This is a genomic window from Bowmanella denitrificans (assembly GCF_002887595.1).
GTDB lineage: Bacteria > Pseudomonadota > Gammaproteobacteria > Enterobacterales > Alteromonadaceae > Bowmanella > Bowmanella denitrificans.
The window spans coordinates 69,924-96,553 of the sequence record NZ_PEBU01000009.1 but is presented as its reverse complement, the minus strand read 5'-3'; the positions used below and the strand labels follow the sequence as shown (position 1 = coordinate 96,553).

At 50.7% G+C, this 26,630-nt stretch carries 24 protein-coding genes; 13 read left to right on the top strand and 11 right to left on the bottom strand.

Going from position 1 to position 26,630, the window contains the following annotated elements; all coding sequences use genetic code 11:
• The first annotated feature begins 192 nt into the window (after positions 1-192).
• The 3 genes from CSR04_RS16545 to CSR04_RS16535 are packed head-to-tail and all read left to right on the top strand — an operon-like array spanning position 193 to position 1,913.
• On the top strand, positions 193-681 hold the full coding sequence (locus CSR04_RS16545; RefSeq protein ID WP_102797425.1) for an FKBP-type peptidyl-prolyl cis-trans isomerase: 489 nt from the start codon (positions 193-195) through the stop codon (positions 679-681).
• A 40-nt stretch (positions 682-721) separates the two neighbouring features.
• Positions 722-1,207 (top strand): PH domain-containing protein, encoded by a 486-nt coding sequence (locus tag CSR04_RS16540; RefSeq protein ID WP_172449396.1) that lies wholly within the window; start codon positions 722-724, stop codon positions 1,205-1,207.
• Entirely contained in the window at positions 1,194-1,913 is a 720-nt protein-coding gene (locus tag CSR04_RS16535; RefSeq protein WP_102797423.1) for a ZIP family metal transporter, read from the top strand. The genes CSR04_RS16540 and CSR04_RS16535 overlap by 14 nt, the downstream gene beginning before the upstream one ends.
• Before the next feature lies 1 nt (position 1,914).
• Here the strand turns inward: CSR04_RS16535 and CSR04_RS16530 are convergent, their stop codons facing one another.
• The 3 genes from CSR04_RS16530 to tolC form a co-directional block, all read right to left on the bottom strand.
• A complete protein-coding gene (locus CSR04_RS16530; protein WP_102797422.1) occupies positions 1,915-2,946 on the bottom strand; it encodes a LacI family DNA-binding transcriptional regulator in 1,032 nt (343 codons plus the stop codon).
• Positions 2,947-3,083: 137 nt separating this feature from the next.
• Complete coding sequence (locus CSR04_RS16525) at positions 3,084-4,049, bottom strand: glycoside hydrolase family 16 protein (RefSeq protein ID WP_102797421.1); 966 nt, start codon at positions 4,047-4,049, stop codon at positions 3,084-3,086.
• Positions 4,050-4,241: 192 nt separating this feature from the next.
• Positions 4,242-5,531, bottom strand: a complete 1,290-nt coding sequence (gene tolC / locus CSR04_RS16520) for an outer membrane channel protein TolC (protein ID WP_102797420.1) — start codon at positions 5,529-5,531, stop codon at positions 4,242-4,244.
• Positions 5,532-5,803: 272 nt separating this feature from the next.
• On the opposite strand from tolC, the gene nudF reads away from it, so the two are divergent.
• The 5 genes from nudF to parE all read left to right on the top strand — a co-directional run bounded on the left by nudF (position 5,804) and on the right by parE (position 10,207).
• On the top strand, positions 5,804-6,385 hold the full coding sequence (gene nudF / locus CSR04_RS16515) for an ADP-ribose diphosphatase (protein WP_102797536.1): 582 nt from the start codon (positions 5,804-5,806) through the stop codon (positions 6,383-6,385).
• The gene (locus tag CSR04_RS16510; RefSeq protein WP_245921690.1) at positions 6,378-6,824 is read left to right on the top strand and encodes a DUF1249 domain-containing protein; all 447 of its coding nucleotides are present in this window, start codon (positions 6,378-6,380) and stop codon (positions 6,822-6,824) included. The genes nudF and CSR04_RS16510 overlap by 8 nt, the downstream gene beginning before the upstream one ends.
• An 11-nt stretch (positions 6,825-6,835) precedes the next feature.
• Positions 6,836-7,597: a metallophosphoesterase family protein gene (locus tag CSR04_RS16505; protein ID WP_102797419.1), complete on the top strand. Its 762-nt coding sequence runs from the start codon at positions 6,836-6,838 to the stop codon at positions 7,595-7,597.
• A 9-nt stretch (positions 7,598-7,606) separates the two neighbouring features.
• On the top strand, positions 7,607-8,239 hold the full coding sequence (locus CSR04_RS16500; protein ID WP_102797418.1) for a YqiA/YcfP family alpha/beta fold hydrolase: 633 nt from the start codon (positions 7,607-7,609) through the stop codon (positions 8,237-8,239).
• 72 nt (positions 8,240-8,311) lie between these two features.
• Positions 8,312-10,207, top strand: a complete 1,896-nt coding sequence (gene parE, locus CSR04_RS16495; RefSeq protein WP_102797417.1) for a DNA topoisomerase IV subunit B — start codon at positions 8,312-8,314, stop codon at positions 10,205-10,207.
• A gap of 42 nt (positions 10,208-10,249) precedes the next feature.
• Here parE and CSR04_RS16490 read toward each other — a convergent pair whose 3' ends face one another.
• Together CSR04_RS16490 and CSR04_RS16485 are read right to left on the bottom strand one after the other, a co-directional pair.
• Positions 10,250-11,122 carry a dihydrodipicolinate synthase family protein gene (locus CSR04_RS16490; RefSeq protein ID WP_102797416.1) on the bottom strand — a complete coding sequence of 291 codons (873 nt, stop codon included), beginning with the start codon at positions 11,120-11,122 and terminating at the stop codon, positions 10,250-10,252.
• On the bottom strand, positions 11,119-11,910 hold the full coding sequence (locus CSR04_RS16485; RefSeq protein ID WP_102797415.1) for an aldolase: 792 nt from the start codon (positions 11,908-11,910) through the stop codon (positions 11,119-11,121). The genes CSR04_RS16490 and CSR04_RS16485 overlap by 4 nt, the downstream gene beginning before the upstream one ends.
• 107 nt (positions 11,911-12,017) lie before the next feature.
• Here CSR04_RS16485 and pdxR point away from each other — a divergent pair, with 107 nt between their 5' ends.
• From pdxR to CSR04_RS16470, 3 genes are all read left to right on the top strand, one after another.
• A complete protein-coding gene (gene pdxR, locus CSR04_RS16480) occupies positions 12,018-13,463 on the top strand; it encodes a MocR-like pyridoxine biosynthesis transcription factor PdxR (RefSeq protein WP_102797414.1) in 1,446 nt (481 codons plus the stop codon).
• A 92-nt stretch (positions 13,464-13,555) separates the two neighbouring features.
• On the top strand, positions 13,556-14,848 hold the full coding sequence (locus tag CSR04_RS16475; protein WP_102797413.1) for a hypothetical protein: 1,293 nt from the start codon (positions 13,556-13,558) through the stop codon (positions 14,846-14,848).
• Between the two features lie 75 nt (positions 14,849-14,923).
• Positions 14,924-15,802, top strand: a complete 879-nt coding sequence (locus CSR04_RS16470) for a mechanosensitive ion channel family protein (protein WP_245921688.1) — start codon at positions 14,924-14,926, stop codon at positions 15,800-15,802.
• Between the two features lie 313 nt (positions 15,803-16,115).
• Here CSR04_RS16470 and CSR04_RS16465 read toward each other — a convergent pair whose 3' ends face one another.
• The gene (locus tag CSR04_RS16465) at positions 16,116-16,667 is read right to left on the bottom strand and encodes an NUDIX hydrolase (RefSeq protein WP_146027194.1); all 552 of its coding nucleotides are present in this window, start codon (positions 16,665-16,667) and stop codon (positions 16,116-16,118) included.
• Between the two features lie 108 nt (positions 16,668-16,775).
• Between CSR04_RS16465 and CSR04_RS16460 the strand changes: the two genes are divergently transcribed.
• Complete coding sequence (locus CSR04_RS16460) at positions 16,776-17,825, top strand: efflux RND transporter periplasmic adaptor subunit (RefSeq protein ID WP_102797411.1); 1,050 nt, start codon at positions 16,776-16,778, stop codon at positions 17,823-17,825.
• Between the two features lie 4 nt (positions 17,826-17,829).
• Entirely contained in the window at positions 17,830-20,940 is a 3,111-nt protein-coding gene (locus CSR04_RS16455; RefSeq protein ID WP_102797410.1) for an efflux RND transporter permease subunit, read from the top strand.
• Between the two features lie 42 nt (positions 20,941-20,982).
• Here the strand turns inward: CSR04_RS16455 and CSR04_RS16450 are convergent, their stop codons facing one another.
• From CSR04_RS16450 to rpsU, 5 genes are all read right to left on the bottom strand, one after another.
• Positions 20,983-21,414: a hypothetical protein gene (locus CSR04_RS16450; protein ID WP_102797409.1), complete on the bottom strand. Its 432-nt coding sequence runs from the start codon at positions 21,412-21,414 to the stop codon at positions 20,983-20,985.
• Between the two features lie 553 nt (positions 21,415-21,967).
• Positions 21,968-23,806, bottom strand: coding sequence for an RNA polymerase sigma factor RpoD (gene rpoD, locus CSR04_RS16445; protein ID WP_102797408.1), 1,839 nt, complete (start codon positions 23,804-23,806; stop codon positions 21,968-21,970).
• A 127-nt stretch (positions 23,807-23,933) separates the two neighbouring features.
• Positions 23,934-25,703, bottom strand: coding sequence for a DNA primase (dnaG, locus tag CSR04_RS16440; protein ID WP_102797407.1), 1,770 nt, complete (start codon positions 25,701-25,703; stop codon positions 23,934-23,936).
• Positions 25,704-25,794: 91 nt separating this feature from the next.
• Positions 25,795-26,238 carry a GatB/YqeY domain-containing protein gene (locus tag CSR04_RS16435; RefSeq protein ID WP_102797533.1) on the bottom strand — a complete coding sequence of 148 codons (444 nt, stop codon included), beginning with the start codon at positions 26,236-26,238 and terminating at the stop codon, positions 25,795-25,797.
• A 57-nt stretch (positions 26,239-26,295) separates the two neighbouring features.
• Positions 26,296-26,511, bottom strand: coding sequence for a 30S ribosomal protein S21 (gene rpsU, locus CSR04_RS16430; protein ID WP_062481949.1), 216 nt, complete (start codon positions 26,509-26,511; stop codon positions 26,296-26,298).
• Positions 26,512-26,630: the final 119 nt, after the last annotated feature.

The following is a 26,630-nucleotide window of genomic DNA, read 5'->3' as shown; positions in this document are numbered from 1 at the left end:
GTTCCTTATTTCAACACAAGGTCTTGCATGCTACTTTAGTGCAGGGATGGGCAGGGCGAAAGTGATATTGGCTGTCAGTCTGCCTTCGCTGACGTTAATCGGAATCTGTGCACAAAGGTCGTATGCCTTGGTGGCATTGCTGCTCAGACCTGTGATATTTTGCCGCCCCAAATCGTTAACTGAGAATTAAAAATGCAAATTGCCGATAACGCAGTGGTTCAGTTTCACTATGATGTGAAAGAGTTGGATGGTGAAGTAGTTGATAGCAGCCGTGAAGAAGAACATCCGGTTGCTTACCTGCATGGCCACAACAATATTATGCCAGCCCTGGAACAAGCTCTGATTGGTAAGAGTGCGGGCGATAAGCTGTCTGTTACCCTTGAAGCCAAAGATGCCTATGGCGAATATCAGGACGGTGCAGAACAACGGGTTTCGCTGAAACATTTGTCAGGTGCAGACAAGTGGGCGCCGGGCATGTTAGCGCTGGTACAGACCGAGCATGGTGCACGACAAGTCAAAATCAAGAAAGTGGGCAAGTTTATGGCCACGGTAGATCTTAACCATCCGCTGGCTGGTAAGACCTTGGCATTTGATCTGGAAGTAGTAGATGTACGCGAAGCCACGGCCGATGAAATTGAGCATGGTCATGCGCATGGCGAGGGTGGCCACCACCATCATTGATGGTTGAGGCCCGTGTTTTTACTGGGTGGAAATATTTGCATTGAGCTTGAAAAACTCCCGCTACACCTCTCGTCTGGACAAGGGCCTGCTGCCTGTATTGCTGTTTTTCCCAACCCTGTTAATTGCAGTAGGTTGTTGGTTTGTTACAGACAGCCCTCTGGTTGGTATCGCAGCCGTGGTACTGGCACTGTTTCACATCGTTCTTACCCTGGTGTTTATCTGGCCTTGTTATTACCTGCTGGGCGAATCGCAATTAGAAGTGCGGTGCGGACTTGCCAGGGTTGTTTTGTCATATAAAGACATACAGCGGGTTCAGGCCAGTAACGCGTCAATGCCATCACCTGCTTTGTCATTGCGTCGTCTGGCCATTGAGTCCCATCAAGGCCTTTTGCTGATTTCACCGGCTAACCGCAGCAAATTTCTACAGGAACTCAGTTTGCGTATGCACGGACGTTATGTTGCCGGGGCAGAATCTACTGCTGACGACAGTGTGAATATATCTCATATCGTCAATGACAGAATTTAACCTGGCGATATTATTGGCCTTGCTGGCTGGCCTGGGGATTCCGGCTGGTGGCTGGTTGGCGACCCTGGGCCGCTTTCGTGCGCAGTGGCTACAGCGGGAGTTTCGCCATTTTGTGATTGCACTGGGCGGCGGCGTGTTATTGGGGGCCGTGGCTCTGGTTCTGATCCCTGAAGGCCTGACTCAGCTAAACCATAGCTTGTGGGCCATCAGCATCTTTGTCGCAGGGGGCGGCTGCTTTTTCTGTTTCGAAAGATTGCTTGGGTTGCGCAGACGTGAAGCGCCGCAGCTCACGGGCATGTTGCTGGATTTTATTCCCGAAGCCCTGGCATTGGGCGGATTACTGGCACTTGGCAGCAATGAAGCCTGGTTGCTGGCGCTGTTAATTGCTACGCAAAATATTCCTGAAGGGTTTAATGGTTTCAGGGAAATGGTTGGCCTTACCAATCGCAGGCCTGCACAAGTGTTGTTGTTTATGTTGTGCTTGTCGCTGCTCGGCCCGCTGGCGGCCCTTGTCGGTTATGTATGGTTAGCGGATATGCCCCAGTTGCTGGGCGGCATCATGCTGTTTGCTTCCGGGGGGATTTTGTATCTGCTGTTTCAGGATATCGCACCTCAATCCCATCTGCGTAAACACTGGGCGCCACCACTGGGCGCGGTCATTGGATTTACCCTTGCTATGGCCGGCCAGTTGGCACTGCAACATTGAATTAGCTGGCTTTGATTGCGCCACAACTTTGTCGTATGACTAATTCAGCCGGCAACAACTTCGGCTCCTGGCGTTCGCCTTTAATCAGACTGACCAGGGCTTTGACCAGCATTTCACCGGCCAGTTTAGTGTTCTGATGTACTGTTGTCAGTGGCGGATTGGTAAAACTGGCCGCCAGAATGTTGTCATAGCCTACCACGGCCACCTGGCCTGGAATGGCTAAGCCTTTGTCATGCAGAGCACGCATTACACCTATGGCAATCAGATCGCTGGCACAGACAATGGCATCAATCTTGTGGCCAGTGTCCAACAATTGGATGGCCGCCCGGTAGCCTGAGTCTTCGGTGGTAATGGCATCCATTTGCAATGGAAGCTGTTTCGCCCCGGCCTGTGAAAGGGCGTGGCACATACCCCGGTATCGTTCAAAAAACTCCGGGCAGTGGCTGTCGGCGCCGCCGACAAAGGCAAAATGTTTGCGTCCTTTTTGAATCAGGTGCTGCGTGATTTTGTAGCCACCCTGAAAGTTGTCGCAGGCTATGGAGATGCCAGGGTGTTCCTTATCCACTGCGCCCCACAGCACGAAGTGAGTTTGCTGCTGTTCCAGCTTGGCCAACTTGTCCTGGTAATCCATATAATCGCCATAACCCAGCAGGATAATACCGTCGGCTTTGTTGGTATCTTCATAATCTGCATGCCAGTCATCACTTAATTGCTGAAAGGACACCAGCAAATCGTAACCTTCCTGAGCCGACGCGCGGGTAATACTGCCCAGCATGGATAAAAAAAATGGATTGATCATGGAGTCGTCTGAGGTGGGATCTTCAAACAACAACAGGGCCAGGGTCTTGCTACTTTTTTGTCTTAAGCTGCTGGCATTTTTATCCACTTTATAATTCAGTTCACGGGCGATGGCCTTGACCTTGTCGCGTGTTTCCTGGTTAACCAACGGACTATTGCGCAGGGCTCTTGAGACGGTGGATTGAGATACGCCGGCCAAATGAGCTATATCAAACGATGTGGCCTTACCTTTCATAAATGGGGAAACCTGCCTACAACACTTTATTGGGCTCAGTTATACACCAGCTTGTCTGGAATACCAATTGACTTGGGGTGAGAAGAAAAAAGCGGATACGACACAAGCAGTTCGTATCCGCACTCCTTCAACAAGCGTTAAAGGCCACAGGGAGAGGGTAAAGCAGGGGATTGCTCCGCGACGGTATCGATAAAATATTGCTGGTTGGCACGCAGTGCCGCAACACGCTGCTCAACGTCATCCTGACTTAACAGTTCGCCAGCGCTATGGTAAACCCAGTCAATGTCCTGTTGATATTCACGCAATTCGGTTGACTCCAGCGGCCCCTGTGAGCCATCCGCGCCTTTAGGCATAAACCACAGGTTGAAGTTCATCGACATATGTACTTCCGGGGCCACGGCTGCGGAATGGGTACTGAACAGCTGCCCATCCACGTAGTAACGCACCGCATCTTCTTCTACTTGCAGAAGTAAAGTATGCCAGCCTGCGTAGCTGCCGCCCTGACGGGTGTTTTCGTTAACCGGTGTCCATGGCTCTAACTGAAAGGTTTCCCAGGTGGTGGTCCACATGGCCGGGTCATGATTATGTCCCCAACCACCGTTGGGCAGGTATTCAAAGTCGGTTTCGCTGTAATCAGGATCCATCGGCGCTTCTATTGGGCTGATGGCATAGAAGGTTTGAATAACCTCGTCACCATCGGGGCCGAAAGTGGGTTCGTCGCGGAAAAATACTCTGGCCGCATAGGTACCCTGCAGGTATTTTCGCGCATGGCAAATCTGTGTGTGGCGGGTATTCTCTCCTTGTCCGGCCGTTTGTGATGCCATGCGTAGAATGCCATATTCCGCGCCGGTTGGCGCCTGATGAAAACTGATGCCCTCGTCGGACCAGGCTGCACCTTTAATGCCAGGGTGGCCGGTTTCATCCCGGCTCTTCCAACCGTTAGCATAGAAGGCAGCCAGGTCTGGATAAGCAAAATCGTCAAACATCACTTGTTTGGTGACTGGATCTGTGGAATGAGATGTTTGCCTCTGTTCTTGCGAGCAGGCCGTCACAAGCAACACCACACTGAGGTAAAGCGGTAACCCTTGCTGACTTTTGTTCATGTTGGTGCCTTTGTTTTGTAAATTTATAACATCCTATTCATCGAATGACAGCGTTGTCAATGCTGTTTTTGTGGAAAAATTACACACTTTTTGGGTCGGCGCTTGACCACCGGGCTAACAAGGAGAAGATCAGAAAAACTTCAGAAATAAAAAAGCCCCTGAATCGGGGCTTGGTCAGAAATATCAGTTAAATCAGGATTTTCCGGCGACCTTCAGGCCACGGTTAATATCCATTACATCCTGTTCAGATAAGGTGCCAGCGGCCTGTTTCAGCTCCAGGTTCGCTACGATGTACTCATAACGGGCAATCGACAGGTTACGGCGGGCGTTGTACAGGTTACTGGTACTGTTTAACACGTCAACAATGGTACGAGTACCCACTTCAAAACCGGCTTCTGTGGCTTTCAGGGCGCTTTCGGCCGAGACCACGGCCTGTTCCAGAGCTTTGATACGGGAAATATAGGCAGACACATCATAGAAGTTTGAGCGTACATCCCGCACAACTTTGCGGTACACCTGCTCGCGCTCTTCGCTGCTGGCAACAAACTGATGTCTGGCCTGTTCCGTTTGCGAGCTGACTCTGCCACCGGAATAAATTGGAATATCAATACCAATGCCAATAGACGCCGTATTATTGCGGCTGCTGATCTTATCTGTGTCACTTGAGGTCGCTGACGCGGTTAATCCCACCGATGGCAAATGACCGGATTTGGCTATTTCAATATCCTGCTTGGCAATATCCACGCCGAGCTTGGCTACGGTTAGCTCCAGACTGCGCTCATCAGCAATCTTCAGCCAATCCTCTACAATTGCAGGAGTTGGCGGAGCAGTACTGAAACTGTCGGTATTCAGCACATTTATGTCGGCATGGTACGCACCGGTTATTTCGCGTAACACTTCTCGGCTGATTTCAACCGTATTACGTGCAGAAATCTCTTTTGCCACCGCGTTGTCAAACAGGGACTGTGATTCATGTACGTCAGTAATGGCGGTTAAGCCTACCGCATGACGTTGTTTGGTTTGCTCCAGTTGTCTTTCAATGGCACGTTTTTCTGCCTGCGCCAGTTCCAGATCGTCAAGGGCTTGCAGCACCTGGAAATAAGCGCTGGCAACGCGCACAATCAGGGCCTGCTGGGCTTGCGCATAGGTAGCATTGGCCTGTGTTGCTGACAGCTCTGCCCTGTCCAGGCTTTTCCAGTAGCTGTGGTCATAAATGGACTGGCGCAGGGTCAGGGTGCCGCTATTGCTTTCACCGTCGGCATCCCAACGTTCCATACCTGCATTCAGGGATAAATCGATTTGTGGCAACAAACTGGCGCGACTAATACCTACCGCGGAGTTAGCGGCCTCCTTACGAGCCTGGGCTGCCAGAATAACTGGATCTTTTTGTAATGCTTGCTGATACACCTGGAACAGGTCGTCAGCGAAAGCTTGCGAGGTCAGGCTAAAACCCACAAGCAAAGACAGCAGGGATTTCTTCATGAGTGTTCCTAAGAAATGATTTGCACGATCACAATTCTGATTAGTGGCTGCAAAGTCTAAGTAAATCAAGCGCTAACTGTAACCTTTTAAGGGTAACACTGAGTGTCCAAGTGTAACAGAATATTTATTCAGCAAATCCAGGTCCGGAATTAACTAAATCCAGACTGACAATTCAGCTTCGATTTGGCTATGCTAGGCTCCCGCCGTTAATCTACCAGAATTAGGAGCAGGAATTGAAAGACTTCGGAGTCAGTTGCGACGACAAGGTACAAATGTTGGACAAGCAGCCTCTGTACAAGGGTTTTTTCACCATGCTCAGGTACAGTTTCCGGCATAAACTGTTCGCTGGCGGCTGGAGTCAGATACTGCACCGGGAAATTTTTGAGCGTGGCCATGCCGTGGCCGTGCTGCCCTATGATCCGGTCACCGATGAGGTGGTATTAATAGAACAATTCCGGGCGGGTGCCATGGCCACCTCTGCTAATCCCTGGTTGTTTGAATGTGTTGCCGGCATTATTGACGAGGGTGAGAGCCCCGAACAGGTTTGTCAGCGTGAAGCAATGGAAGAAGCCGGGTTGCAGATTGGCCGTTTGCATCCCATGCTCAGTTATCTGTCCAGTCCGGGTGGCACGACCGAACGCCTTTATCTGTTTATCGGCGAGTGTCGGGCCGAACAGGCCCAGGGCGTGCACGGATTGGCTGAAGAGGGCGAAGATATTCGGGTACACAGAATGCCTTCTGCCCAGGCCCTGACCATGATGGATAATGGCCAGATAGATAACGCGGCAACTCTGATATCTCTGCAGTGGTTTGCCCTGAACAAGAACAAACTGATCGAGCAATGGTGTGAGTGAAGTAAGAACCCTGAAAAAACATGTGCCAAAACTGGCCAGTCTGCACGCAGTTTGCGAGGCGAATTATGGCCGTTTACTCAGGTTGCTGCCGGATTTGGATCAGCAGAAGTTGGAGTATTGTTTTGCCGTGGGTAAAGGGCTTAGTTACCGCATCGTGATTCAGCTTTGTGAACCTTATACAACTACCTTGGAAATGCGTCAGTTAAATGAAGGGTTGCCAGCTTATATGCAACCGGTTATGCAAATCCGCTTATATCATGATGCCAGAATGGCAGAAGTGATGGGTTTTCAGCAAATGGGCAGATTTAAGCCCAGCTACCCCTATCCAAACAGCCTGATGCATCAGCGCAACGAAAAGGAACTGGTGAACCATTTTCTATCGGAATGGCTGGGATTCTGCCTGCGTAACCTGTCCCCTTCATCCATCCAACAAGGTTGATTACAGGCAATATGAAATCCTTTCGGCTGGTGCAAATCAGCGATTGTCATCTGTTTGCTGAACCAGATAGAGCCAGTTACGGCGGTATCCGGCCCTGGTATAGTCTGGTTGAAGTTCTTAAGTTGGCGACTCAGTTCACAGCGGATGCCTTGCTGTTCAGCGGCGATATCAGTAATGACTTGTCGCCGCACAGCTACCAGCACTTGCAGGCATTAATCAACCAGTATTGCCAGGGGATACCCTGGCATCTGATTCCCGGCAATCACGATGACAGTGCCCTGATGCAGACTATGTTTGCCGACAATATGGGTTGTCTGGCTAGCTCTGTGGATATGGGAAACTGGCAATTGCATGGTTTGGACAGCCAATACCGTGGCACCTTAGGCCAGGTCAGCGCGGCGCAGCTTGCTGACCTGCAACAGCGTATCAATGCATCGACAAAACCTTATCATCTGGTGGCGGTGCATCATCACCCCTTAGCGTCTGATAGTTGGATGGATAAGCACGCCTGGGTCAACCGCGAGGCATTTCTTAAGTTGCTGGAGCGCAATCCATCGATTCGCCTGGTGTTGCATGGCCATATTCACACCGATAAAACCTGGCAATATGCCAGCGCCACTATTGCCGCCTGCCCCTCCAGTTGCTGGCAATGGGCTATGCAGCCGGAATTTGCCCTGGCCGATGAACGGCCGGGACTGCGTATTATTGATCTGGGCGACAATGGTGACATACACAGCCGGGTAGCCAGGTTGTCATTAGACAGCGATATTTAGGAAAACACTATGACGGAAAAGGTGCTGATCTACCTGCACGGATTTTTAAGTTCGCCACAATCCCATAAGGCGTCACTGGTCGCAGATTATATGGCCACGTATGCCAGGCATATTCGTATGGAATGCCCGCAACTGGCCAATTTCCCTGAACAGGCACTGGCTCAGGTCAGAGCGCTGGCCAGCCAGTATAAAGATGCGGAGCTGGCCTTTATCGGCAGCTCAATGGGCGGATTTCTGGCTACCCATCTGGTCAATGAATTTGGTGGTCGCGCGGTACTGATCAACCCTGCCGTTAACCCACATATACTGCTAAGCGGTTTATTAGGACAGCACCAAAATCCTTACACGCAGGAAAAGTTTACCCTGGATGGCCAGCATGTGAAGCAGTTGCAGGCACTGGCCGTACAAGGCATTAAGCAGCCTGACGCCTTCTGGGTATTGCTGCAACAGGGGGATGAAACCCTGGATTATCGCTGGGCAGAACAGTTGTATCAGCATGGGCGCTTGAGCATCGAAGCCAACGGCAGTCACGCGTTTGATGGCTTTGAGCGTTATTTGCCGCAGATTGTGGATTTTCTGTTTAATGACAAGGCGGTATGTACTGTGCCTGATGCTGGAATTGCTCCGCTGACATTGAGTTGATAACATCAAACCAGTCGCCGCTTTCCTATGCCCCGGAACGGCCTGAATCAACCTCCAACCTGTAGAAATTGCATGTCAAATCAAAGCTATAACGCAGAAGCCATAGAGGTCTTAAGTGGACTGGACCCGGTAAAACGCCGTCCGGGCATGTATACCGACACAACCCGGCCCAATCACCTGAGTCAGGAAGTCATTGATAACAGCGTGGACGAAGCCCTGGCGGGGCATGCCAGCAGTATTAAGGTCACCTTATTTGAAGATCAGTCACTTGAAGTGATTGACGATGGTCGTGGCATGCCGGTGGATATTCACCCCGAGCATGGCATCAGCGGCGTAGAACTGATTATGACCAAGCTGCATGCAGGCGGTAAGTTTTCCAATAAAAATTACCAGTTTTCCGGCGGTTTGCACGGCGTGGGTATTTCCGTGGTAAATGCGCTGTCTAACCGGGTTGAGGTAACCATTCGCCGTGACGGTCAGGTCTATCAGATGGCCTTTGCCAATGGTGACAAGGTGGAAGAGCTGCAGGTGGTGGATACCTGTGGCAAACGCAATACCGGCACCCGGGTGCGTTTTTGGCCTGACAGCCAATATTTTGATTCGCCAAAGTTTTCGGTATCCAAGCTGTTACATGTTCTGCGCGCTAAAGCGGTACTCTGTCCGGGGCTGCGTATTCGCTTCGAAGATAAAACCAGCAATCAAAGTCATGAATGGCACTATGAGGATGGCCTGCGTGATTATTTGTTCCAATCGGTGGGCGAGAGCATCAGTATTCCCAGCGACAACCCTTTTGTGGGCAGTTTTTCCGGCAATCACGAGGCCGCTGACTGGGCGGTGATCTGGTTGCCCGAAGGCGGGGAGCTGTTAACCGAAAGCTATGTAAACCTGATCCCCACCGCCCAGGGCGGCACCCACGTGAATGGTTTGCGTCAGGGCCTGCTGGAATCTATGCGCGAGTTTTGTGAATTCCGCAACCTGATGCCGCGGGGCGTCAAGCTGACCCCGGAAGATATCTGGGACAGGTGCAGTTATATCCTGTCGACCAAAATGCAGGATCCGCAGTTTGCAGGCCAGACTAAAGAGCGTTTGTCATCCCGCCAGGCTGCTGCTTTTGTTTCCGGTGTGGTTAAGGATGCCTTTAGTCTGTGGCTGAACCAGCACACCGATATTGCTGAACAACTGGCAGACATGTGCATCAGTAATGCCCAGCGTCGTTTGCGTCAGGTTAAAAAAGTTGAACGTAAAAAGGTCACTCAAGGTCCGGCTTTGCCCGGCAAGCTAACCGATTGCTCCAGTCAGGACAACAGTCGCAGTGAGCTGTTTCTGGTGGAAGGGGATTCGGCTGGTGGCAGTGCCAAACAAGCCCGTGACCGGGAGTTTCAGGCGGTGATGCCGCTGCGTGGAAAGATTCTTAATACCTGGGAAGTGGAGTCCAGTCAGGTGCTGGGCTCGCAGGAAATCCATGATATCTCTGTGGCACTGGGGATAGACCCAGACTCCAGTGATCTATCCGGTCTGCGCTATGGCAAAGTTTGCATTCTGGCTGATGCCGACTCAGACGGTCTGCATATTGCGACCTTGCTATGTGCCTTGTTTATTCGTCATTTCCGCGCATTGGTGGAGCACGGGCATGTGTATGTGGCGATGCCGCCACTGTTTCGCATTGATGTGGGCAAAGAAGTGTATTACGCCCTGGATGAAGGCGAGAAGCAGGGCATTCTGGACCGCATTGAAGCGGAAAACAAACGCGGTAAAGTCAATGTCCAGCGCTTTAAGGGCTTGGGCGAGATGAACCCGTTGCAATTGCGCGAAACCACCATGGATCCCAATACCCGACGCCTGGTTCAGCTTACCGTCGATGATGACGCTCATACCCAGGAACTGATGGATATGTTGCTGAATAAAAAGCGCGCCGGCGATCGCAAGGAATGGCTTGAGAACAAAGGGAATCTGGCGGTTATTCAATGATGATTGGGAGACAGAAGGGGCCGTGACGGGCCCCTTGCAGATTTACTGCATGATATGTTTGGTCAGCCAGGCCAGTTCACTATTGCTGGCACAGCTCAAAGGTTGACGCGGTACACCCGCCTCAATGCCCTGTATTGTTAAGCCCGCCTTAACTGTTTTTGGCAGTCCACCGGCAACAATAAAATTCAGCACTGGTAGTTGTTGATAAAAAAGTGCTCTGGCCGCGTCCAGGTGGTTATTTTGCACGGCATCAAACAAGGCTTTGGGTTTACCGCCGAGAAGGTTAGGGGCCGCTGTGCACCATCCGCTGGCACCTGCACATAGCGCTTCCAGCGCAAGCGGATTACAACCGTTGTAAAACGGCAGTTGTCCGCCAGACAAACTGAAAATCTTGTGCATGCGCTGAATATCGCCGCTGCTCTCTTTAACCATGCAAATGTTGCTGATATCGGTGGCCATCTTCACTATCAGCTCCGGTGACATATCAACGCCGCTGGTGCCCGGATTGTTGTAAAGCATAAAGGGTAACTTGGTGTGTTCTGCAATCGCCTGATAGTAACTCTGAATTTCGCTGTCGGTGAGTTTCCAATAAGACACAGGGATCACCATAATCGCATCTGCACCAATATGCTCTGCATATTGGGCTTTCACTATGGCTTGCCATGTAGTGAGTTCAGAAATGCCAATGATAACGGGAACCCGTTTGTTTACTGCCCGAACCGTGCAATCAGCCACGCTTTTCCACTCATCAAGGCTCAGATAGGCGCTTTCTCCCGTACTGCCCAGTGGCGCGATGGCGTCACAGCCTTGTTCAAGCAAATGCGTCAGACACTGTTCAAATACACTAAAGTTAATGCTGCCATCTTTGTGATTAAACGGGGTAACCGGATAGGCGATAATGCCGGATAGTTTCATTTTGTACTCCTTGATATACAGTCAGAATGTTGTTTAAGGGCTTGCCTTGCGTAGTAGGCAAAATTCACTTTGTTGCGTCTGTCGGTTGATACCCAGTCATGGGCTTCCAAAGCCAGCGCTTCGGGCAGGGCTTGAATTTGTCCGGCAGCCATAGCCAGTAATTGCAGCTTGGCGGCTCGTTCAATAAGAATGGCCAGATTGCAGGCCTCCTCTATGCTTTTGCCGACCACCAACTGGCCATGATGGGCCAACAAGATGGCGCGTTTTTCCCCTAATGCGGCAGAAATAATCTTTCCTTCCTCATTGCCTACTGGCACGCCAGGCCATTCACGCAGAAAGGCGCAGTCCTGATAGAGCGCACAGGTATCCATCTGTGCAATTTGTAAAGGTGTGGCCAGCATGGCGAGTGCGGCGACATGGGTTGGATGGGTATGAATAATGCAGTTTACTTCGGGGTGTTGCTGATAAATCCAGGTGTGGAAGCGATTGGCTGGATTTGCCATGCCGGTTCCGTATATGGGCTTTAAATCAGCATCTACTTCCAGCAGGTTGTCGGCGGAGATTTCATCGAACCCCAAACCGAAGGCTTGGGTGATAAAGGTGTTCGTCGATTGTTCCCGGCAGGTGATTTGTCCGGCCAGGCCTGCATCATGGCCCTTGTCAAACAGAATACGACAGGTCAGAGCAAGCTTTTCTCTGTTGCTGAATTGCGGTTCCTGCATCAGCTCATGCATTTGACGCTGGGCGTCAGACATGAGTTGATGTTTTGATAAAGAGGCGGTTTTCATGATCACTCCCGTTGACTTTGACTCAATGAGCGTCACAATTTAGACGGAGTCTGGACCATTAAAAACATCCAGTTTTTTAATCTTGTATGGTCCAGTATGGGAGAGACATGCTAAGACCCTGGCAACTGCACATTACCTTGAACGAAGGGCAGGGACGCTCTTTACAGGAGCGATTGCTCAATAGCCTGATTGGACAAATCCAATCTGGTCGATTACCACCCGGTGAGGCTTTGCCCGGTAGTCGTACAATGGCCCAGCAATTGGGGGTAAACCGCAAAACTGTGCAATGGGTGTTTGATGAAATGATTGCCCAGGGATGGCTAATCAGCGAGCCAAGGCGAGCAACCAGGGTCAGTCCGGTGTTACCGGAAGCGACCACGGCTGAGCATAACGCGTTACCCGCACAAACCAAGCTCAGGTCAATCCAGCTTATGCCGGAAGGCTTTAACAGCCAGGCTTTTCGGCAGCAGCTTGCAGTCAGCCCAAATGACGGTGTGCCGGACTTGCGCTTGATTCCCTATGAGCAGCTTGCAAGTGCCTGCCGTCGAGGGTTATTGCAGTCTATCCACAGCGGCGCGTTGGGCTATGGCGATCCGCGGGGCGAGCTGACGCTCAGACAGGCTCTAAAACAAATGTTGAGCATGGACAGATTTATGAACGTCAGTACCGACGAAATCTGTGTGGTGCGTGGCAGTCAAATGGGGATTTTCTTAACGGCACAGCTATTGGACCCTGGCAAAGGTGCGGTGGTGCTGGAAGCGCTGAGTTACCCTCCGGCTCAGGCTGCATTTGAGGCCCAGGGGTTTAAGGTGCTGCGCTGTCGTCTGGACGAACAGGGGCTGGATACAGAACACCTGCAGACCATATTGGCAGAACACTCGGTGGCTGCGGTGTATATTACGCCGCATCATCAATACCCCACGACGGTGTGTTTGTCAGTGGCCAGGCGCATGGCGCTGCTGAAACTTTCATTGCAGTATGATTTCGTGGTGGTAGAAGACGACTACGACCATGAATTTCACTATGACAGCCGACCTGTTGCGCCTTTGGCCAGCTTACCTGAAGGCGGTAACGTTATACACATCGGTTCATTGTCCAAGGTTTTTGCGCCGGGATTAAGACTGGGTTATATGGTGGCTGCGGCCGATTTTATCGACAGAATTGCCGAGCAGGTTATGCTGGTGGATCGTCAGGGCAACGCCATTATTGAGTTAGCGGTAGCCGATCTAATGGCTAGCGGCCAGGTTAAGCGGCATATTCGCAAAGCACGACGCATTTATCAGCAACGTCGTGATTTTACAGTTTCTCTTCTCAATCAATTGTTGCCGGACAAGCTGAGCTTTGATGTTCCTGCCGGTGGCATGGCGCTTTGGCTGAAATGCCATCATCCCGTGTCCGATGAGGGGGCTGCGCAACTAAGGAGCCGTGGCTTTAGTGTGGCCAGAAGCTTTGGTAATGGTGTGGGTAGTGATCGATTACGTTTTGGTTTTGGCTCTTTAAGTACAGATGAGATTAACGAGGCGGTGGTTTGTTTGGCACAGTGGTTAAGATAAGCCTTGCTCACAGCTTTTATTGGTTCAGTTCATCCTCAACCTTGTGTTTAAATGCGCCCTGAATTTAAAAATTACCGTTTTTGGGGCGTCGTATGACCCGGGCTGTTAAGTGGTTGGTCCTGCCGTTGATACTGGCAAGTGTTTTACTGCTCGCTGTGGCTGGAATTTCTATTGTCTTTTTGCTTGAGGACAAACCCTGGGTGACAGAAGATGTGGCTGGCCAGTTAGACCAGGCCGATTCCGTTAACCCCTTGCTGAAGCAAGCACGCGGCTTGCTGCGCTACAATCAGTATCCGCAAACGCTCAGGGTCAGCAAACCTCAGTTGCAAAGTTTAGCCGGATTGGCCCAGCGTGCGTTGCCTGGTTTGCAGGGGCAGGTGGGACTGAGTGAGCAATTGGGCTGGACGGTCTGGAGCTATCGTCTGCCAGACAACCCTTTTGGCCGGTATATTAACCTGAGGGCGGAATTATTGCCGGCCAAGGGTATGCAACTTGGTGATTTCCAGGTTGGTGGTTTGCGTCTCCGCGGTGATACATTTCTGCACCTGGCAACCTGGATACTGGACTGGAAACTAGGCGATGAACTGGCCAGTGATTTTTTGCAGCGCATAGAGCAAGTGCAATTGAGTGAACAACAGGTCGTAGTGCGCATCGCGGCATTTGATGATTTATATGCCAAGCTCAAAGCCTTACCCAAATCTGCCCTATCGGCACAGGATGAGTTAAAGCGACAGCGAGTACAGTTTTACCTGAGTCAGTTAGACAGCATGGCGCTGCCACCGGCAGACATTTCTCTTGGCCCATTGATTGGACATGTTTTTGAACATGCCAGACAGCGTGCCCAGGCTGGTGCCAATGCATATGAAGAAAATGAAGCCGCTTTGATGGCGCTGGCTATCTTTGCCGGAACATACCGTTTCGCCCATTTTGTTGGCGACCTTAACAATGCGCAGGGCAAGATACCGGTAGCGAGAACGCACACAACCCTGGCGGGGCGTCGTGACCTTAGCCTGCACTTTCTTTACTCTGCGGCCATCAAGCTGTTATCGGAACAAGGCGTCAGTATGGCTATCGGGGAGTTTAAGGAATTGATGGACAGAAGTAAGAAAGACAGTGGTTTCAGTTTTGTAGACCTGACGGCAGATATGACAGGGATACGCTTTGCTGAGTTGGCCACGCACCCTGATACGGCTGTCAGGCTGCAGGAAGCGGTTGCCGGCCTGGGTAATGAAGCATTGTTTTTCCCCGATGTTAGTGGACTGCCGGAAGGCTTCGATAAACAGGCATTCACCGAACGATATCAGCAGGTAGATAGCCAAGCCTATAAGGCCGAAATTCAAGAAATACATCGTCGCATAGACAGTCTGGCGCTTTACCAGCCCTGATTGACCGGGCACCCCTTGCAATCTGCCTTATCAGACCGGATTATTGCCCTTTTTGCGAAGCGAGGAGCATAAGGCTTGGAATTGTGGCTTGAGAAGATCCTGGAGTTTGTGGTCGGACATAAGCTGGTGTTGTCTGTGCTGTTTGGCGCGCTGTTTCTGGTGCTGCGGCAGTGGCTGCTAAGGCTGATCCGTAAACGTGCCAAGCGTAAGTCAGAAGATAAACGCCATGTGGTCAATGCTATTAAAAACATTACTAACCTGTTGTTAGTGTTGTTTTTGCTGGTGGTTTGGTCCACAGAATTGCAGAATCTGGCCTTGTCCATCGCCGCTTTTATGGTGGCCATTGTATTGGCTACCCGTGAATTTATTCAGTGCATCATGGGCTTTGTATATGCCACCAGTACCCGCATGTTCAGGGTTGGCGACTGGATCCAGGTGGGTAATTATCAGGGGGAGGTCATAGAGTCCCACTGGTTTACCCTGACCCTGCTCGAAGTCGATATCGAGACCTATGAGTATTCAGGTAAAACCTTAAACATACCTAACAATCTGTTAGTCACCAGCACGGTTAAAAACCTCAATTATCTGAAGCGTTATGCCAGCCATACTTTCACTTTGGTCAGGGATCAGTCGGTGAATGTGTTTGCCTTCAAACGGGAATTACTCGACCTGGCAAAAGTTCATTGTGAACACTTTCGCGATGTGGCCATGCGTTACAACAACCTGATTCAGAAACGATTGGATGTCAGTATCCCCGGGCCAGACCCAGATATCCGCGTGACCACCAATCATCTTGGCGATACTGAAGTCCGGATTAAGATTTTCTGCCCGACTGAGCAAGCCATTGAAATTGAACAAAAGATTACAGAGGACTTTATGCGCTTGTGGTTTTACCACCAAAACCCATCGGCTTCGTCGCTGCCATCTTTGCCTGAAACCCAGCTCCAAGAATAAAAGTGCGACTAATAGCAGCTTTGTTACAAATTATGTGTAAAGACGATAAAAGTGGCGCAACCATTCCTGATTACCGTTGATTAGGAACGATAAGATTTAAAAGTAGTGTGCTTTTTAACCACTTTTGCATTTGACTATGCAGGTTTGAATTAACCATGTTAAGTCGATTTTATGTTTATTATTCAAAGTATTAGCTCTACTTTCTGCGCTGGCTCTGTCATCTTTAACGTTGTTCAACGGCAAAATAGATAAGTTCATTAAATGATTTTGTGAGTTTGCGGCAGTTTTATAGTGAATGTCGGGATTTAAGTGACTAATCAGCCTGATTAAATAGCCTTCTGATCAGAAGTAGCTCTTCTTCAAAACGCCATTGCTGAATCTGTATCTCAAATGGGTCGGTCAGTTGGATGCTGCTGACCTCTGTTGTGGCCCATTCCGGGACCGGGAAGGTCTTAAAATCATGGCCGAAATTACCCTGCAACTGGCAGGCGTAAATACGAAAGCCGTTTTCATTGGCGCCCAGAAAACGTCCCACTTCCACGTTAAAGCCGGTTTCTTCCCAGGTTTCCCGGTGTGCAGTGCACTGGGCACTTTCCTGCCCGCTGCGTAAACCGCCGGGTAAGTCCAGTTTTCCGGAATGTCGGTGACCTATAGTTACCAGCCATTTGTCGATTTTAATTAGGCAGGCTGCGTTGCCGGGGGTAGCCTCCTTGGTCTGTTCTTTTACCCTGCACATAGGATCGGCTGGCCGCTCTGGAGTACAGGCCATCAGGGATAAAGTACAGGCAACAAGTAATCTGATTCGCAAGGCAGCATTGGTATTGAGTCGGGCAGGCGCCCATATTAGGCGGATGGTACTTGGCAATCAATACTTCCCGCATAACTCTGCCATACTGCATAAGTTAACAATAACAGGGGTGGGCGTGTCCACGACCCCGTAAAATAATGAATTACCTTTGGGGCAACAGGCCAGATGAGCAATAAACGCCATATTTCACCCGTACTAATCATACTGCTGCTGGTGGCGGCATTAACCCTTTATTTATTTTTACAGGAAGACCAGACGCAGAATCAGCGTATGGTGCAGATTGTGCCGGTCAAAGTGCAACAGGCGCAGCAGCAGGAATTTGCCGTTCTGATTGAAGCTCTGGGAACCGCCAGAGCCAACGAAGCTGTTGCCATTACCGCATTGGAAAGTGAGATTGTTGACAGTATTGCTTTTGATGACGGTGATTTGGTCAAGAAAGGTCAGTTGTTGCTGACCTTAAATAACCGCGAAGAGCGGGCCAGAGTGAATGAACTGGAAGTCAACCTGCAGGAAGCCAAACGCCAGTTGATGCGAATTCGTGACTTGGCCAAAGAGAATGCCACATCGGCGCAACTACTGGATGCACAGGAAGCCCGAGTCAATGCACTGGCTGCCCAACTGGAAGTGGCGAATGCGCAATTAGCAGAGCTGGAAATACGTGCTCCTTTTGCCGGTAAGCTGGGTATTCGCCGGGTCAGTAAAGGGGCTTTGGTAAAACCCGGCGATGTGATTACTACTTTGGATGATCTTCAGCAGATTAAAGTGGACTTTAGTATCTCCGAAGCCCACCTGCCGGACGTGGAAAAAGGGCAACTGGTGCTGGCCAGCACCGTGGCCTATCCTGGCGAGCAATTCAAAGGTGAAATTTCCAGTCTGGATTCGCGTATCGACCCTGTCACTCGCTCAGTGCAGGTGCGCGCCCTGATCAGTAACCCGGAGCTGAAACTTCGTCCAGGTATGCTTTTGCAAATTAATTTGCAAAAACAAGTACTAAATACGCTGGTGTTACCGGAAGGGGCGCTATTACCCATTCAGGATAAGCAATATGTGTATGTGGTGGACAGCAATAATAAAGCCCACCAACAGGAAGTTGAGGTTGGACGGCGAAAACCCGGTCTGGCGCAAATCCTGTCCGGTATCCAGGCCGGTGACAAGGTGGTGATTGAAGGGACCCTGCGTTTAAGCGAAGGGTCACAGGTCAGGATTCAGGAGTAAAGTCATGCTGCTGTCAGATCTGTCGGTAAAACGCCCGGTTTTCGCCTCTGTTGTTAACCTGCTGTTGATTGTGTTCGGTATTGTGGCGGTCAGTATGTTGTCGCTGCGGGAATATCCGGATGTGGATCCGCCCATTGTTTCAATTAACACTAACTATCCCGGCGCGTCAGCCAATATTGTCGAAAGCCGCATTACACAGTTGCTGGAAGACAGAATCAGCGGTATCGAAGGTATCAAAAATATTACCTCCAACAGTCGCAATGGTCGCTCATCCATCAGCATCGAATTTGAGCTATACCGGGATATCGATGCGGCCGCCAACGATGTGCGTGAAAGGGTCAGCCGGGCCTTAAATAACTTACCGGAACAGGCCGACCCGCCGGAAGTGTTTAAGTCCGATTCAGACGAAGATGTGGTGGTCTGGTACAACCTGCGTAGCGATACCATGTCAGTGATGGAACTGACCGATTATGCGGATCGCTATATTGTTGACCGTCTGGCCATAGTTGATGGGGTGGCCAGGGTGCAGATTGGTGGAGGACGCACCTACGCCATGAAGGTGTGGTTGGATCGCAATGCCATGGCAGCCCGCAATATCACGGTCAGCGATATTGAGCAGATCATTCGTGCCGAGAACGTAGAGCTACCAGCCGGGGTGATTGAATCAGATGACCGGGACTTTGAGGTCAGGGTGGCGCGTACCTTTCTGACCCCGGACGATTTTTCCAAGTTAACCATCAAGGCGGGTGAAGACGGCTATCTGGTGCGACTGGGGGAAGTCGCGCGGGTGGAACTGGCGGCCGAAGACGATGAAACCGAATTCCGTGGGAATGGCGTGAATATGATTGGCCTGGGCATTGTCAAACAATCCAAGGCCAATACCCTGGATGTGGCTATTGCGGCCAGAAAAGCCATTGTCGAAATCGAAGCTAACCTGCCCGCCAGTATCTTTATTGTGCCCAGCTATGACTCGTCGGTATTTATTGAAGACTCTATCGATGAAGTGTACGAAACCCTGGCTATTGCGATGGCAATGGTCGTGATAGTGATCTACCTGTTTCTAGGCAATGTACGCGCCACACTCATTCCAGCTGTGACTGTGCCTGTGTCCCTGGTAGCGGCCTTTATGGTGCTGTATATGCTGGGGTATTCCATTAACCTGCTGACATTACTGGCGTTGGTACTGGCCATCGGCTTGGTGGTGGATGACGCCATCGTGGTACTGGAAAATATCTATCGTCGGGTCGAAATGGGGGAGCCACCGCTACTGGCCGCTTACCGTGGCGCCAGGGAGGTGGGGTTTGCCGTGATCGCCACCACATTGGTGTTGATTGCGGTGTTTTTGCCCCTGGTGTTTTTGCAGGGCAATATCGGTCGCCTGTTTACCGAGTTTGCCGTGGCTATAGCGGCGGCAGTGGCATTCTCTAGTTTTACCGCCCTGACCCTGTCACCCATGCTTTGTTCCAGGATCCTCGAGAAACGAGAAAGAGGCAGTTGGTTTGGGCGTTTGGTGGACAAAGGTTTTCTGCGCCTGGAAAACAGCTACTTTGCATCATTAGGTAAGAGCCTGCACCAGCCTTTGGTGAGCTTGTTGATGGTGCTGGTCAGCCTGGTTGCCCTGTATGGTCTGACGGCCAAGGTACCCAGTGAGTTTGTGCCCAAAGAAGATCGGGGTAACTTCTTTATTATGATGCAGGCCGCCGAAGGAGCCAGTTTTGAAAGCAATAGTCGCAATATCGCCAAGATAGAGAGCATCTTACTGCCTTATCTGGATGCCGGGGAGGTAAACCGGGTATTGGTGCGCACCCCTGGCTGGGGAGGAACAGCAGGTATTGCCATAGTTGGTGCGGTGGATTGGGAGCTCAGGCAGCGTTCTACCTTCGACATAATGGATGAGGTCAGTGCTAAGATTTCAGAGATCCCTGATGTACGCGCGTTTGCCATTATGCGTAGCAGTATTGGCGGCAGGGGCCTGGGGCGCCCGGTGCAGTTTGTGCTTAAAGGCGATACCTACGAGGACCTGGTGCGGGCCCGTGATATTGTAATGGCCAGAGCCGCTGAAAATCTGGGACTAGTGCGGATTGACAGTGATTACAAGGAAACCTGGCCACAACTTTTGGTTAAAATTAACCGCGACAGGGCCGCCGATCTCGGCGTATCCATTGGTGATATTGGCCGCACCCTGGAGACCATGCTGGGACAGCGCAGGGTTTCCACTTACCTGGACCGTGGCCAGGAGTACTATGTGATTATGGAAGGAAACAAGGAGGATTACCGCAGCCCACAGAGTATAGAAAACCTCTATGTGCGCTCCAACCGAAGCGGTAAATTGATCCCGCTGGACAACCTGCTGACCTTCGAAGAAGGGGCAACGTCTTCCACCTTACATCGTTACAACCGCATGCGGGCTATTACTATCAGTGCCAACCTGGCAGAGGGATACACCTTGGGCGAAGCCCTGACGTTCCTGAACAAGGTGGTGGATGAAGAGGTCGCCGATACCATAGCCGTGGACTATCGTGGGGAGTCGCAGCTTTTCCATGAGTCAGGTAATTCGGTACTGTTTATTTTTGCCATGGCACTGGCGGTTACCTATCTGGTGCTGGCGGCGCAATTTGAAAGCTGGGTACACCCTTTGGTGATTATGCTGACCGTGCCCCTGGCACTGCTTGGTGCCTATATAGGTCTGTATCTGGCGGATATGTCGATTAATATCTATAGCCAGATAGGAATGGTGATGCTGATTGGCCTGGCAGCAAAGAACGGTATCCTGATTGTGGAGTTTGCCAACCAGCTCAGGGATGTGGGCATTGAGTTCGAGCAGGCCTTAAAACGCGCTGCCAAACAGCGTCTGCGCCCCATTGTGATGACGGGGTTCACCACGGTATTCAGCTCCTTGCCCTTGGTACTGGCCAGTGGTCCAGGCTCGGAGAGCCGTATGGTGATTGGTATGGTGATTTTTGCCGGGGTAATGATGGCCACTTTTATGACCTTGTATGTGGTGCCCACGGCTTATTATTGGCTGGCACGTCACACCGGCTCACCGCTGCAAAAGACACACGAGCTGGAGAAACTGGATAAACAAATCCCTTATCGTAAAGGCGAGTTGGAATAGCATCGCCTACCGATCAGGGTTGAAATCAATCTGGGTTGGCTATCAATGATAGCCAACCGCTTCCAGTGAGTGTAAGAAGCTGTTTCCCGCCACTAGGTGTCTGGGATGAGGCATACCGGTAATTTTGTAGAAGGACCAGCCCCGGCGCTGTAATTTGTAGCGCAGGTGTCGGGCGCGCAAAATGGGATTGTCTACCTGATCATGCCAGATGGCACCGAAGCCATAAGCGGTGTCTTCCAGGCGATGGACAAAGAAGGAATAGAGCCCCTGCTCTCTTTTCCCGCTGGGGATAACGATATCGAAGATTTTCAGAGCGCGGTAACGCATGCCGCCGTGGTCTATATCGCCTACTGCCATTCTAACGCTGCCGCCATCCGCTGACACCCGGTGAAACTGGTTGCCCTTCATAGGGTCCCACTCATCAACCCAGTCCAGTGCGTTGATCATTAACGATTCAATACTTCTGTAAGACATGACTACAAACCTCCTAATTGACATCCGGATTTCGCTCTCGCCGCGGCAACTACTTGCTTTGAGTCAAATTCTGTATCGGCAGGGGCCGCCAAAATTTAGCGATAATTCCGATAAAAGGTGTCTGATACCGCTAGCACCATCTGATTAGTGTAGATTAGCTGGACAGAATATAGGTGGATATGACCGGGAATTGTTTTTTTGATGCGGGTCTTTAAGCAAACTGGGGGGAGCGAAAGCTTAGGTTCCTTATTATTTATTAGCTCGTCGGTCTGAAGCGAATTGATATACCGAATAGCCTATCAAGCACAAACACAAGATTGCCAGAATGGTGCATGGTACAGATAGAAGCAACAGTTCGGCCCGGTATCCGCCTATAGCAAAGATAACACTTATTACACCAACGAATGCTTCTATAGCCAATGCTTCCCAGTCCAACCTGACAGTCGGACTGACGGCCTTTGCAGCATAATGGTTAAATTTGAATCCTACGTTCTGTTTCCCTCAGGCAAAAAAATACCCCCAAAATCGGGGGTATTCAAAGATAACTTTTAACTTACTCGTCCAGGAAGCTTCTTAGCTGCTCGGAGCGGCTGGGGTGGCGCAGCTTACGCAGTGCCTTGGCTTCGATCTGACGGATACGCTCACGGGTCACGTCAAATTGCTTGCCCACTTCTTCCAGGGTATGGTCGGTGTTCATATCGATACCGAAACGCATACGCAGTACTTTCGCTTCACGAGCGGTAAGACCGGCCAATACTTCCTGAGTGGCGCTTTTCAGGCTGCCTGAAGTGGCTGAGTCCAGCGGCTGGATAATCGTGCTGTCCTCAATAAAATCGCCCAGATGCGAATCTTCATCATCACCAATAGGGGTTTCCATGGAGATAGGCTCTTTGGCAATCTTCAGTACCTTACGGATTTTATCTTCCGGCATCAGCATGCGTTCAGCCAGTTCTTCCGGGGTTGGTTCACGGCCCATTTCCTGCAACATCTGACGGCTGATACGGTTGAGTTTGTTGATGGTCTCAATCATATGCACCGGAATACGGATGGTACGGGCCTGGTCAGCGATGGAACGGGTAATGGCCTGACGAATCCACCAGGTGGCATAGGTTGAGAACTTATAACCACGGCGGTATTCGAATTTATCTACCGCTTTCATCAAACCGATGTTGCCTTCCTGAATCAGATCCAGGAATTGCAGACCGCGGTTGGTGTATTTCTTGGCGATAGAGATAACCAGACGCAGGTTAGCTTCCACCATTTCCTTCTTGGCACGACGGGCTTTAGCTTCGCCAATGCTCATGCGGCGGTTAATATCTTTAATATCGGCAATGGTCAGGCCGGTTTCTTCCTCAACCTGATTCATTTTGGCAATGCAGCGTTCCAGCTCTTCCTTGTGGGTCAGCAGGTCGTTAACATACGCTTTGCCTGACTTCAGCAGGGTTTCCAACCAGGCCGTAGTGGTTTCATTGCCAGCAAATGCCTTAATAAAATCTTTCTTAGGCATCTTGGCATGCATCACGCAGTGCTTCATCACAATGCGTTCCTGCACGCGTACCCGGTCCATCATGCTACGCATATTTTTAACCATGCGGTCAAACTGCTTGGGCACCAGGCGGAATTCTTTAAATACTTCACTCAGCGCCGCAATTTCTGTTTTGGCATCGGCGTGGTCGCGGCCTTTGCTGGCGATGGCATCACGGGTTTTAGTATATTGCTCACGCAGAGCACTGAACTTGGCGCGTGCTACTTCCGGGTCGACACCGGAATCACCGTCGTCGTCGTTATTGTCGTCGTCTTCATCTTCATCATCGTCCTCATCGTCGAGTTCTTCTTCGGACAATTCAGAGCCAATATGGGTGGCCGTGGGGGCGACGTCGGTCTCATTGGGGTCGATAAAGCCCAGAACAATATCGCTCAGGCGAATTTCTTCGGCTTCGTATTGATCCCACTGGTCAAGCAGGTAAGTAATGGCTTCTGGGTATTCGGCAACGGAACACTGCACCTGATTAATGCCGTCTTCGATACGCTTGGCGATGTCAATTTCGCCTTCACGGGTCAGCAGTTCCACTGTGCCCATTTCACGCATGTACATACGTACCGGGTCAGTGGTGCGACCGATTTCGCTCTCAACCGTCGCCAGCGCCTGTGCCGCTGCTTCGGCAGCATCTTCATCGGCCGTGGTCTCTTGCATTAACAACTCATCGGAATCCGGTGCAGATTCAAACACCTGGATCCCCATGTCGTTGATCATGCGGATAATGTCTTCTATCTGATCGGAATCGACGATATCCTGTGGGAGGTGGTCATTAACTTCAGCAAAGGTGAGGTAACCCTGCTCTTTACCTTTTGCGATGAGGAGTTTAATCTGAGACTGCTTATTCGACGCCATATACCTTCCACTTCTCAAAAATTAGGGTTAAATCTGTTCTGAACCGACGCGCAGAGAATTACGCAGTATAGCAGAATCACCGCTTGTGCCGCTAGCCCATTTGTTGTTGCAGGTACGTTGCTGTTTTTTACAAATCGCGCATCAGGCTGTTCAGTTCTTGTTTCTCTTGCATAGAGATAGTGCCTAGACGGGCTTTTGCCAAGAGTTCCTCGCAACGACTTTGCAAATAAAAATTAATCAGCCGATCAAATCCGTCACGATAAAGCGACTCAATGGGATTGTTGTCATCCACCGGCAAATCCATGCTCATCAGCTTGGACAAACTATCCTGAATTTTGTGCCCACGAAATCGTTCCAGCAAATGTGGCGTGTTGTAGTGAGGGTTGGCAAGGCAATAGCCATGCACCTGCTGAAGAACATCCAGGCCACTGATTTGTGCATCGGCTAGGATGGCTGGTGAATAATCCGGAAAGGCTGCTGCCAGTGCAGGTTTTTCCAACAGCAGACGCAACAGCAGGCGCACCGGAGTCCAACTGTGTCTGGACAACAATTGGTTGTCTACCTGACGAGGTTTATGACGCTGATAGGCTTCTTCTATCTCGCGTTTCAGGCGCAGATTCTTATCTTCCAGGGTGTATTCGTTTAGCTGCTCTTCCAGCATTTTCTTTTGCGTAGATTCCGGGATCTGGTTAAGCAATGGCATGGCTTCGGCTTTGAGTGCCGCCTTACCTTCATTACTTTTGGTATGATGGCGACTCATCAGGCTGTCAAAAAAGAACCTGGATAGCGGCACGGCTTCATCCAGCTTAGCTTCAAACGCCTCTTTACCTAATTTGCGGACCAGGGTATCCGGGTCTTCGCCATCGGGCAGAAACAGAAACTTCATTTCGACCCCATCCTTGATATAGGGCAGGGCATTTTCCAGCGCGCGCCAGGCAGCATCCCGCCCGGCCCGGTCGCCGTCGTAACAGCAGATTAATTGTGGGGCGGCGCGAAACAGCATCTGAATATGTTCGGCGGTGGTGGCGGTACCCAGGGATGCTACTGCATAGTCGATACCATATTGAGCCAGCGCCACCACATCCATATAGCCTTCTACAATCATTAACCGCTCCAGTTTGCGGTTAGCTTGTCGGGCCTGATAAAAGCCATAGAGCTCATGGCCTTTGTGGAAAATCCGGGTCTCGGGACTGTTTAAATATTTGGGACTGCCATCACCCATGACCCGACCACCGAAACCGACCACCCGCCCGCGGCGATCACGGATGGGGAACATAATGCGGTCGCGGAAAAAATCAAAACGGCGACGCTGGTCATTTTCGCTGATTACCTTCAAATCCAGCAATTGCTGTTGCAGGGCAGGAGTGCACCCAAAGGTTTTCAGCGCGCTATCCCAGTCAGAAGGGGCATAACCAATATTAAACTGCTTAACGATGTCCCCCGACAGTCCACGACCTTTAAGGTAGTCTATGGCCTGTGGTGCATTGGCATGATTTTTTAGCTGATGAACGAAAAAACGCGTCACCTTTTCCATCAGCTCATAGTCGTTTTCCTGTTGCTGACGCTTTTCTTTACTTTGTTGTGGGGACTTACCCTGCTCGCGCGGCACTTCCACACCCTGATAACGGGCCAGCTCTTCAATGGCATCAGGAAATTCCAGCCGGTCATACTCCATTAAGAAGGAAATGGCATTGCCGTGGGCGCCACAACCAAAGCAATGGTAAAACTGCTTGTCCTGACTGACGGTAAACGACGGGCTTTTCTCGTTATGAAACGGGCAACAGGCCTGATAATTCCTGCCGGCCTTTTTCAGTCGCACCCGACTGTCTATCAGCTCAACAATATCAGTGCGCGCCAGCAAGTCGTCAATGAAGTCGCGGGGGATCAAGCCTGCCATAGTCGCCGTTTATGAAAAAGTAAGAAAAGGATGATGCCATAAAGGCAAAGACGGGTCAGCGTTAATTCTCTGACCCGGAACAGACTTTTTATCAGCCGAGTTTGGCTTTAATTTTACCGCTGAGCTGGCCCATATCGGTGCGACCTTGTACCTGCGGCTTTAGCCAGGCCATAACTTTACCCATGTCCTGCATTGCGGCTGCACCGGTTTCCTGCATCGCCTTGGCTATCAGGGCTTCCAGCTCGGCTTCAGTCAAGGCTTGGGGTAAGAACTCAGTCAGTACGACCATCTCGGCCGCTTCCTGCTCGGCTAGATCCTGACGACCTGCAGCCTCAAATTGGCTATGCGCATCTTTGCGCTGTTTGACCATCTTGGTCAGAATAGCAATAGTGTCGGATTCAGTGACTGGCTCGCGGCTGTCCACTTCCTTTTGTTTTACTTCGGCCAGGGCCATACGAATGGTACCAAGACGAAGTTTATCCTTGGCACGCATGGCGTCTTTTTGGGCTTCTTTCAGGCGTTCAATCAGACTCATGGGATTACTCATCGGCTAAAAGTAAAAAGGCGCTTAACGCGCCTTTTTAGTGAGATCTTAGTAAAGCTTGATACGGCGTGCGTTTTCGCGAGCCAGCTTCTTCAGGTGACGCTTTTTAGCAGCAGCTTTTTTGCGCTTGCGTTCCCAAGTTGGCTTTTCGAAAAACTCACGACGACGAACTTCAGACAGAACTCCAGCCTTTTCACAAGAACGCTTGAAACGGCGCAGAGCTACGTCAAACGGCTCGTTTTCTTTAACTTTAACAATCGGCATTAAAATCTCACCTCAAAAATAAGTGCGTATTACCAGCTCGAATTATGACCGGCATGGTTAAAAATGGTGCGGAATTTTAATCATATCTGCGGGCATTGTAAAGGCCGTTACCCGCTTTA

What these genes read in the sequence shown, in the direction of transcription:
- CSR04_RS16545 (WP_102797425.1), top strand. Translation starts at nt 193, where the DNA reads ATGCAAATTGCCGATAACGCAGTGGTTCAGTTTCACTATGATGTGAAA.
- CSR04_RS16535 (WP_102797423.1), top strand. Translation starts at nt 1,194, where the DNA reads ATGACAGAATTTAACCTGGCGATATTATTGGCCTTGCTGGCTGGCCTG.
- CSR04_RS16530 (WP_102797422.1), bottom strand. Translation starts at nt 2,946, where the DNA reads ATGAAAGGTAAGGCCACATCGTTTGATATAGCTCATTTGGCCGGCGTA.
- CSR04_RS16525 (WP_102797421.1), bottom strand. Translation starts at nt 4,049, where the DNA reads ATGAACAAAAGTCAGCAAGGGTTACCGCTTTACCTCAGTGTGGTGTTG.
- tolC (WP_102797420.1), bottom strand. Translation starts at nt 5,531, where the DNA reads ATGAAGAAATCCCTGCTGTCTTTGCTTGTGGGTTTTAGCCTGACCTCG.
- nudF (WP_102797536.1), top strand. Translation starts at nt 5,804, where the DNA reads ATGTTGGACAAGCAGCCTCTGTACAAGGGTTTTTTCACCATGCTCAGG.
- CSR04_RS16505 (WP_102797419.1), top strand. Translation starts at nt 6,836, where the DNA reads ATGAAATCCTTTCGGCTGGTGCAAATCAGCGATTGTCATCTGTTTGCT.
- CSR04_RS16500 (WP_102797418.1), top strand. Translation starts at nt 7,607, where the DNA reads ATGACGGAAAAGGTGCTGATCTACCTGCACGGATTTTTAAGTTCGCCA.
- parE (WP_102797417.1), top strand. Translation starts at nt 8,312, where the DNA reads ATGTCAAATCAAAGCTATAACGCAGAAGCCATAGAGGTCTTAAGTGGA.
- CSR04_RS16490 (WP_102797416.1), bottom strand. Translation starts at nt 11,122, where the DNA reads ATGAAACTATCCGGCATTATCGCCTATCCGGTTACCCCGTTTAATCAC.
- CSR04_RS16485 (WP_102797415.1), bottom strand. Translation starts at nt 11,910, where the DNA reads ATGAAAACCGCCTCTTTATCAAAACATCAACTCATGTCTGACGCCCAG.
- pdxR (WP_102797414.1), top strand. Translation starts at nt 12,018, where the DNA reads ATGCTAAGACCCTGGCAACTGCACATTACCTTGAACGAAGGGCAGGGA.
- CSR04_RS16475 (WP_102797413.1), top strand. Translation starts at nt 13,556, where the DNA reads ATGACCCGGGCTGTTAAGTGGTTGGTCCTGCCGTTGATACTGGCAAGT.
- CSR04_RS16460 (WP_102797411.1), top strand. Translation starts at nt 16,776, where the DNA reads ATGAGCAATAAACGCCATATTTCACCCGTACTAATCATACTGCTGCTG.
- CSR04_RS16455 (WP_102797410.1), top strand. Translation starts at nt 17,830, where the DNA reads ATGCTGCTGTCAGATCTGTCGGTAAAACGCCCGGTTTTCGCCTCTGTT.
- CSR04_RS16450 (WP_102797409.1), bottom strand. Translation starts at nt 21,414, where the DNA reads ATGTCTTACAGAAGTATTGAATCGTTAATGATCAACGCACTGGACTGG.
- rpoD (WP_102797408.1), bottom strand. Translation starts at nt 23,806, where the DNA reads ATGGCGTCGAATAAGCAGTCTCAGATTAAACTCCTCATCGCAAAAGGT.
- dnaG (WP_102797407.1), bottom strand. Translation starts at nt 25,703, where the DNA reads ATGGCAGGCTTGATCCCCCGCGACTTCATTGACGACTTGCTGGCGCGC.
- CSR04_RS16435 (WP_102797533.1), bottom strand. Translation starts at nt 26,238, where the DNA reads ATGAGTCTGATTGAACGCCTGAAAGAAGCCCAAAAAGACGCCATGCGT.
- rpsU (WP_062481949.1), bottom strand. Translation starts at nt 26,511, where the DNA reads ATGCCGATTGTTAAAGTTAAAGAAAACGAGCCGTTTGACGTAGCTCTG.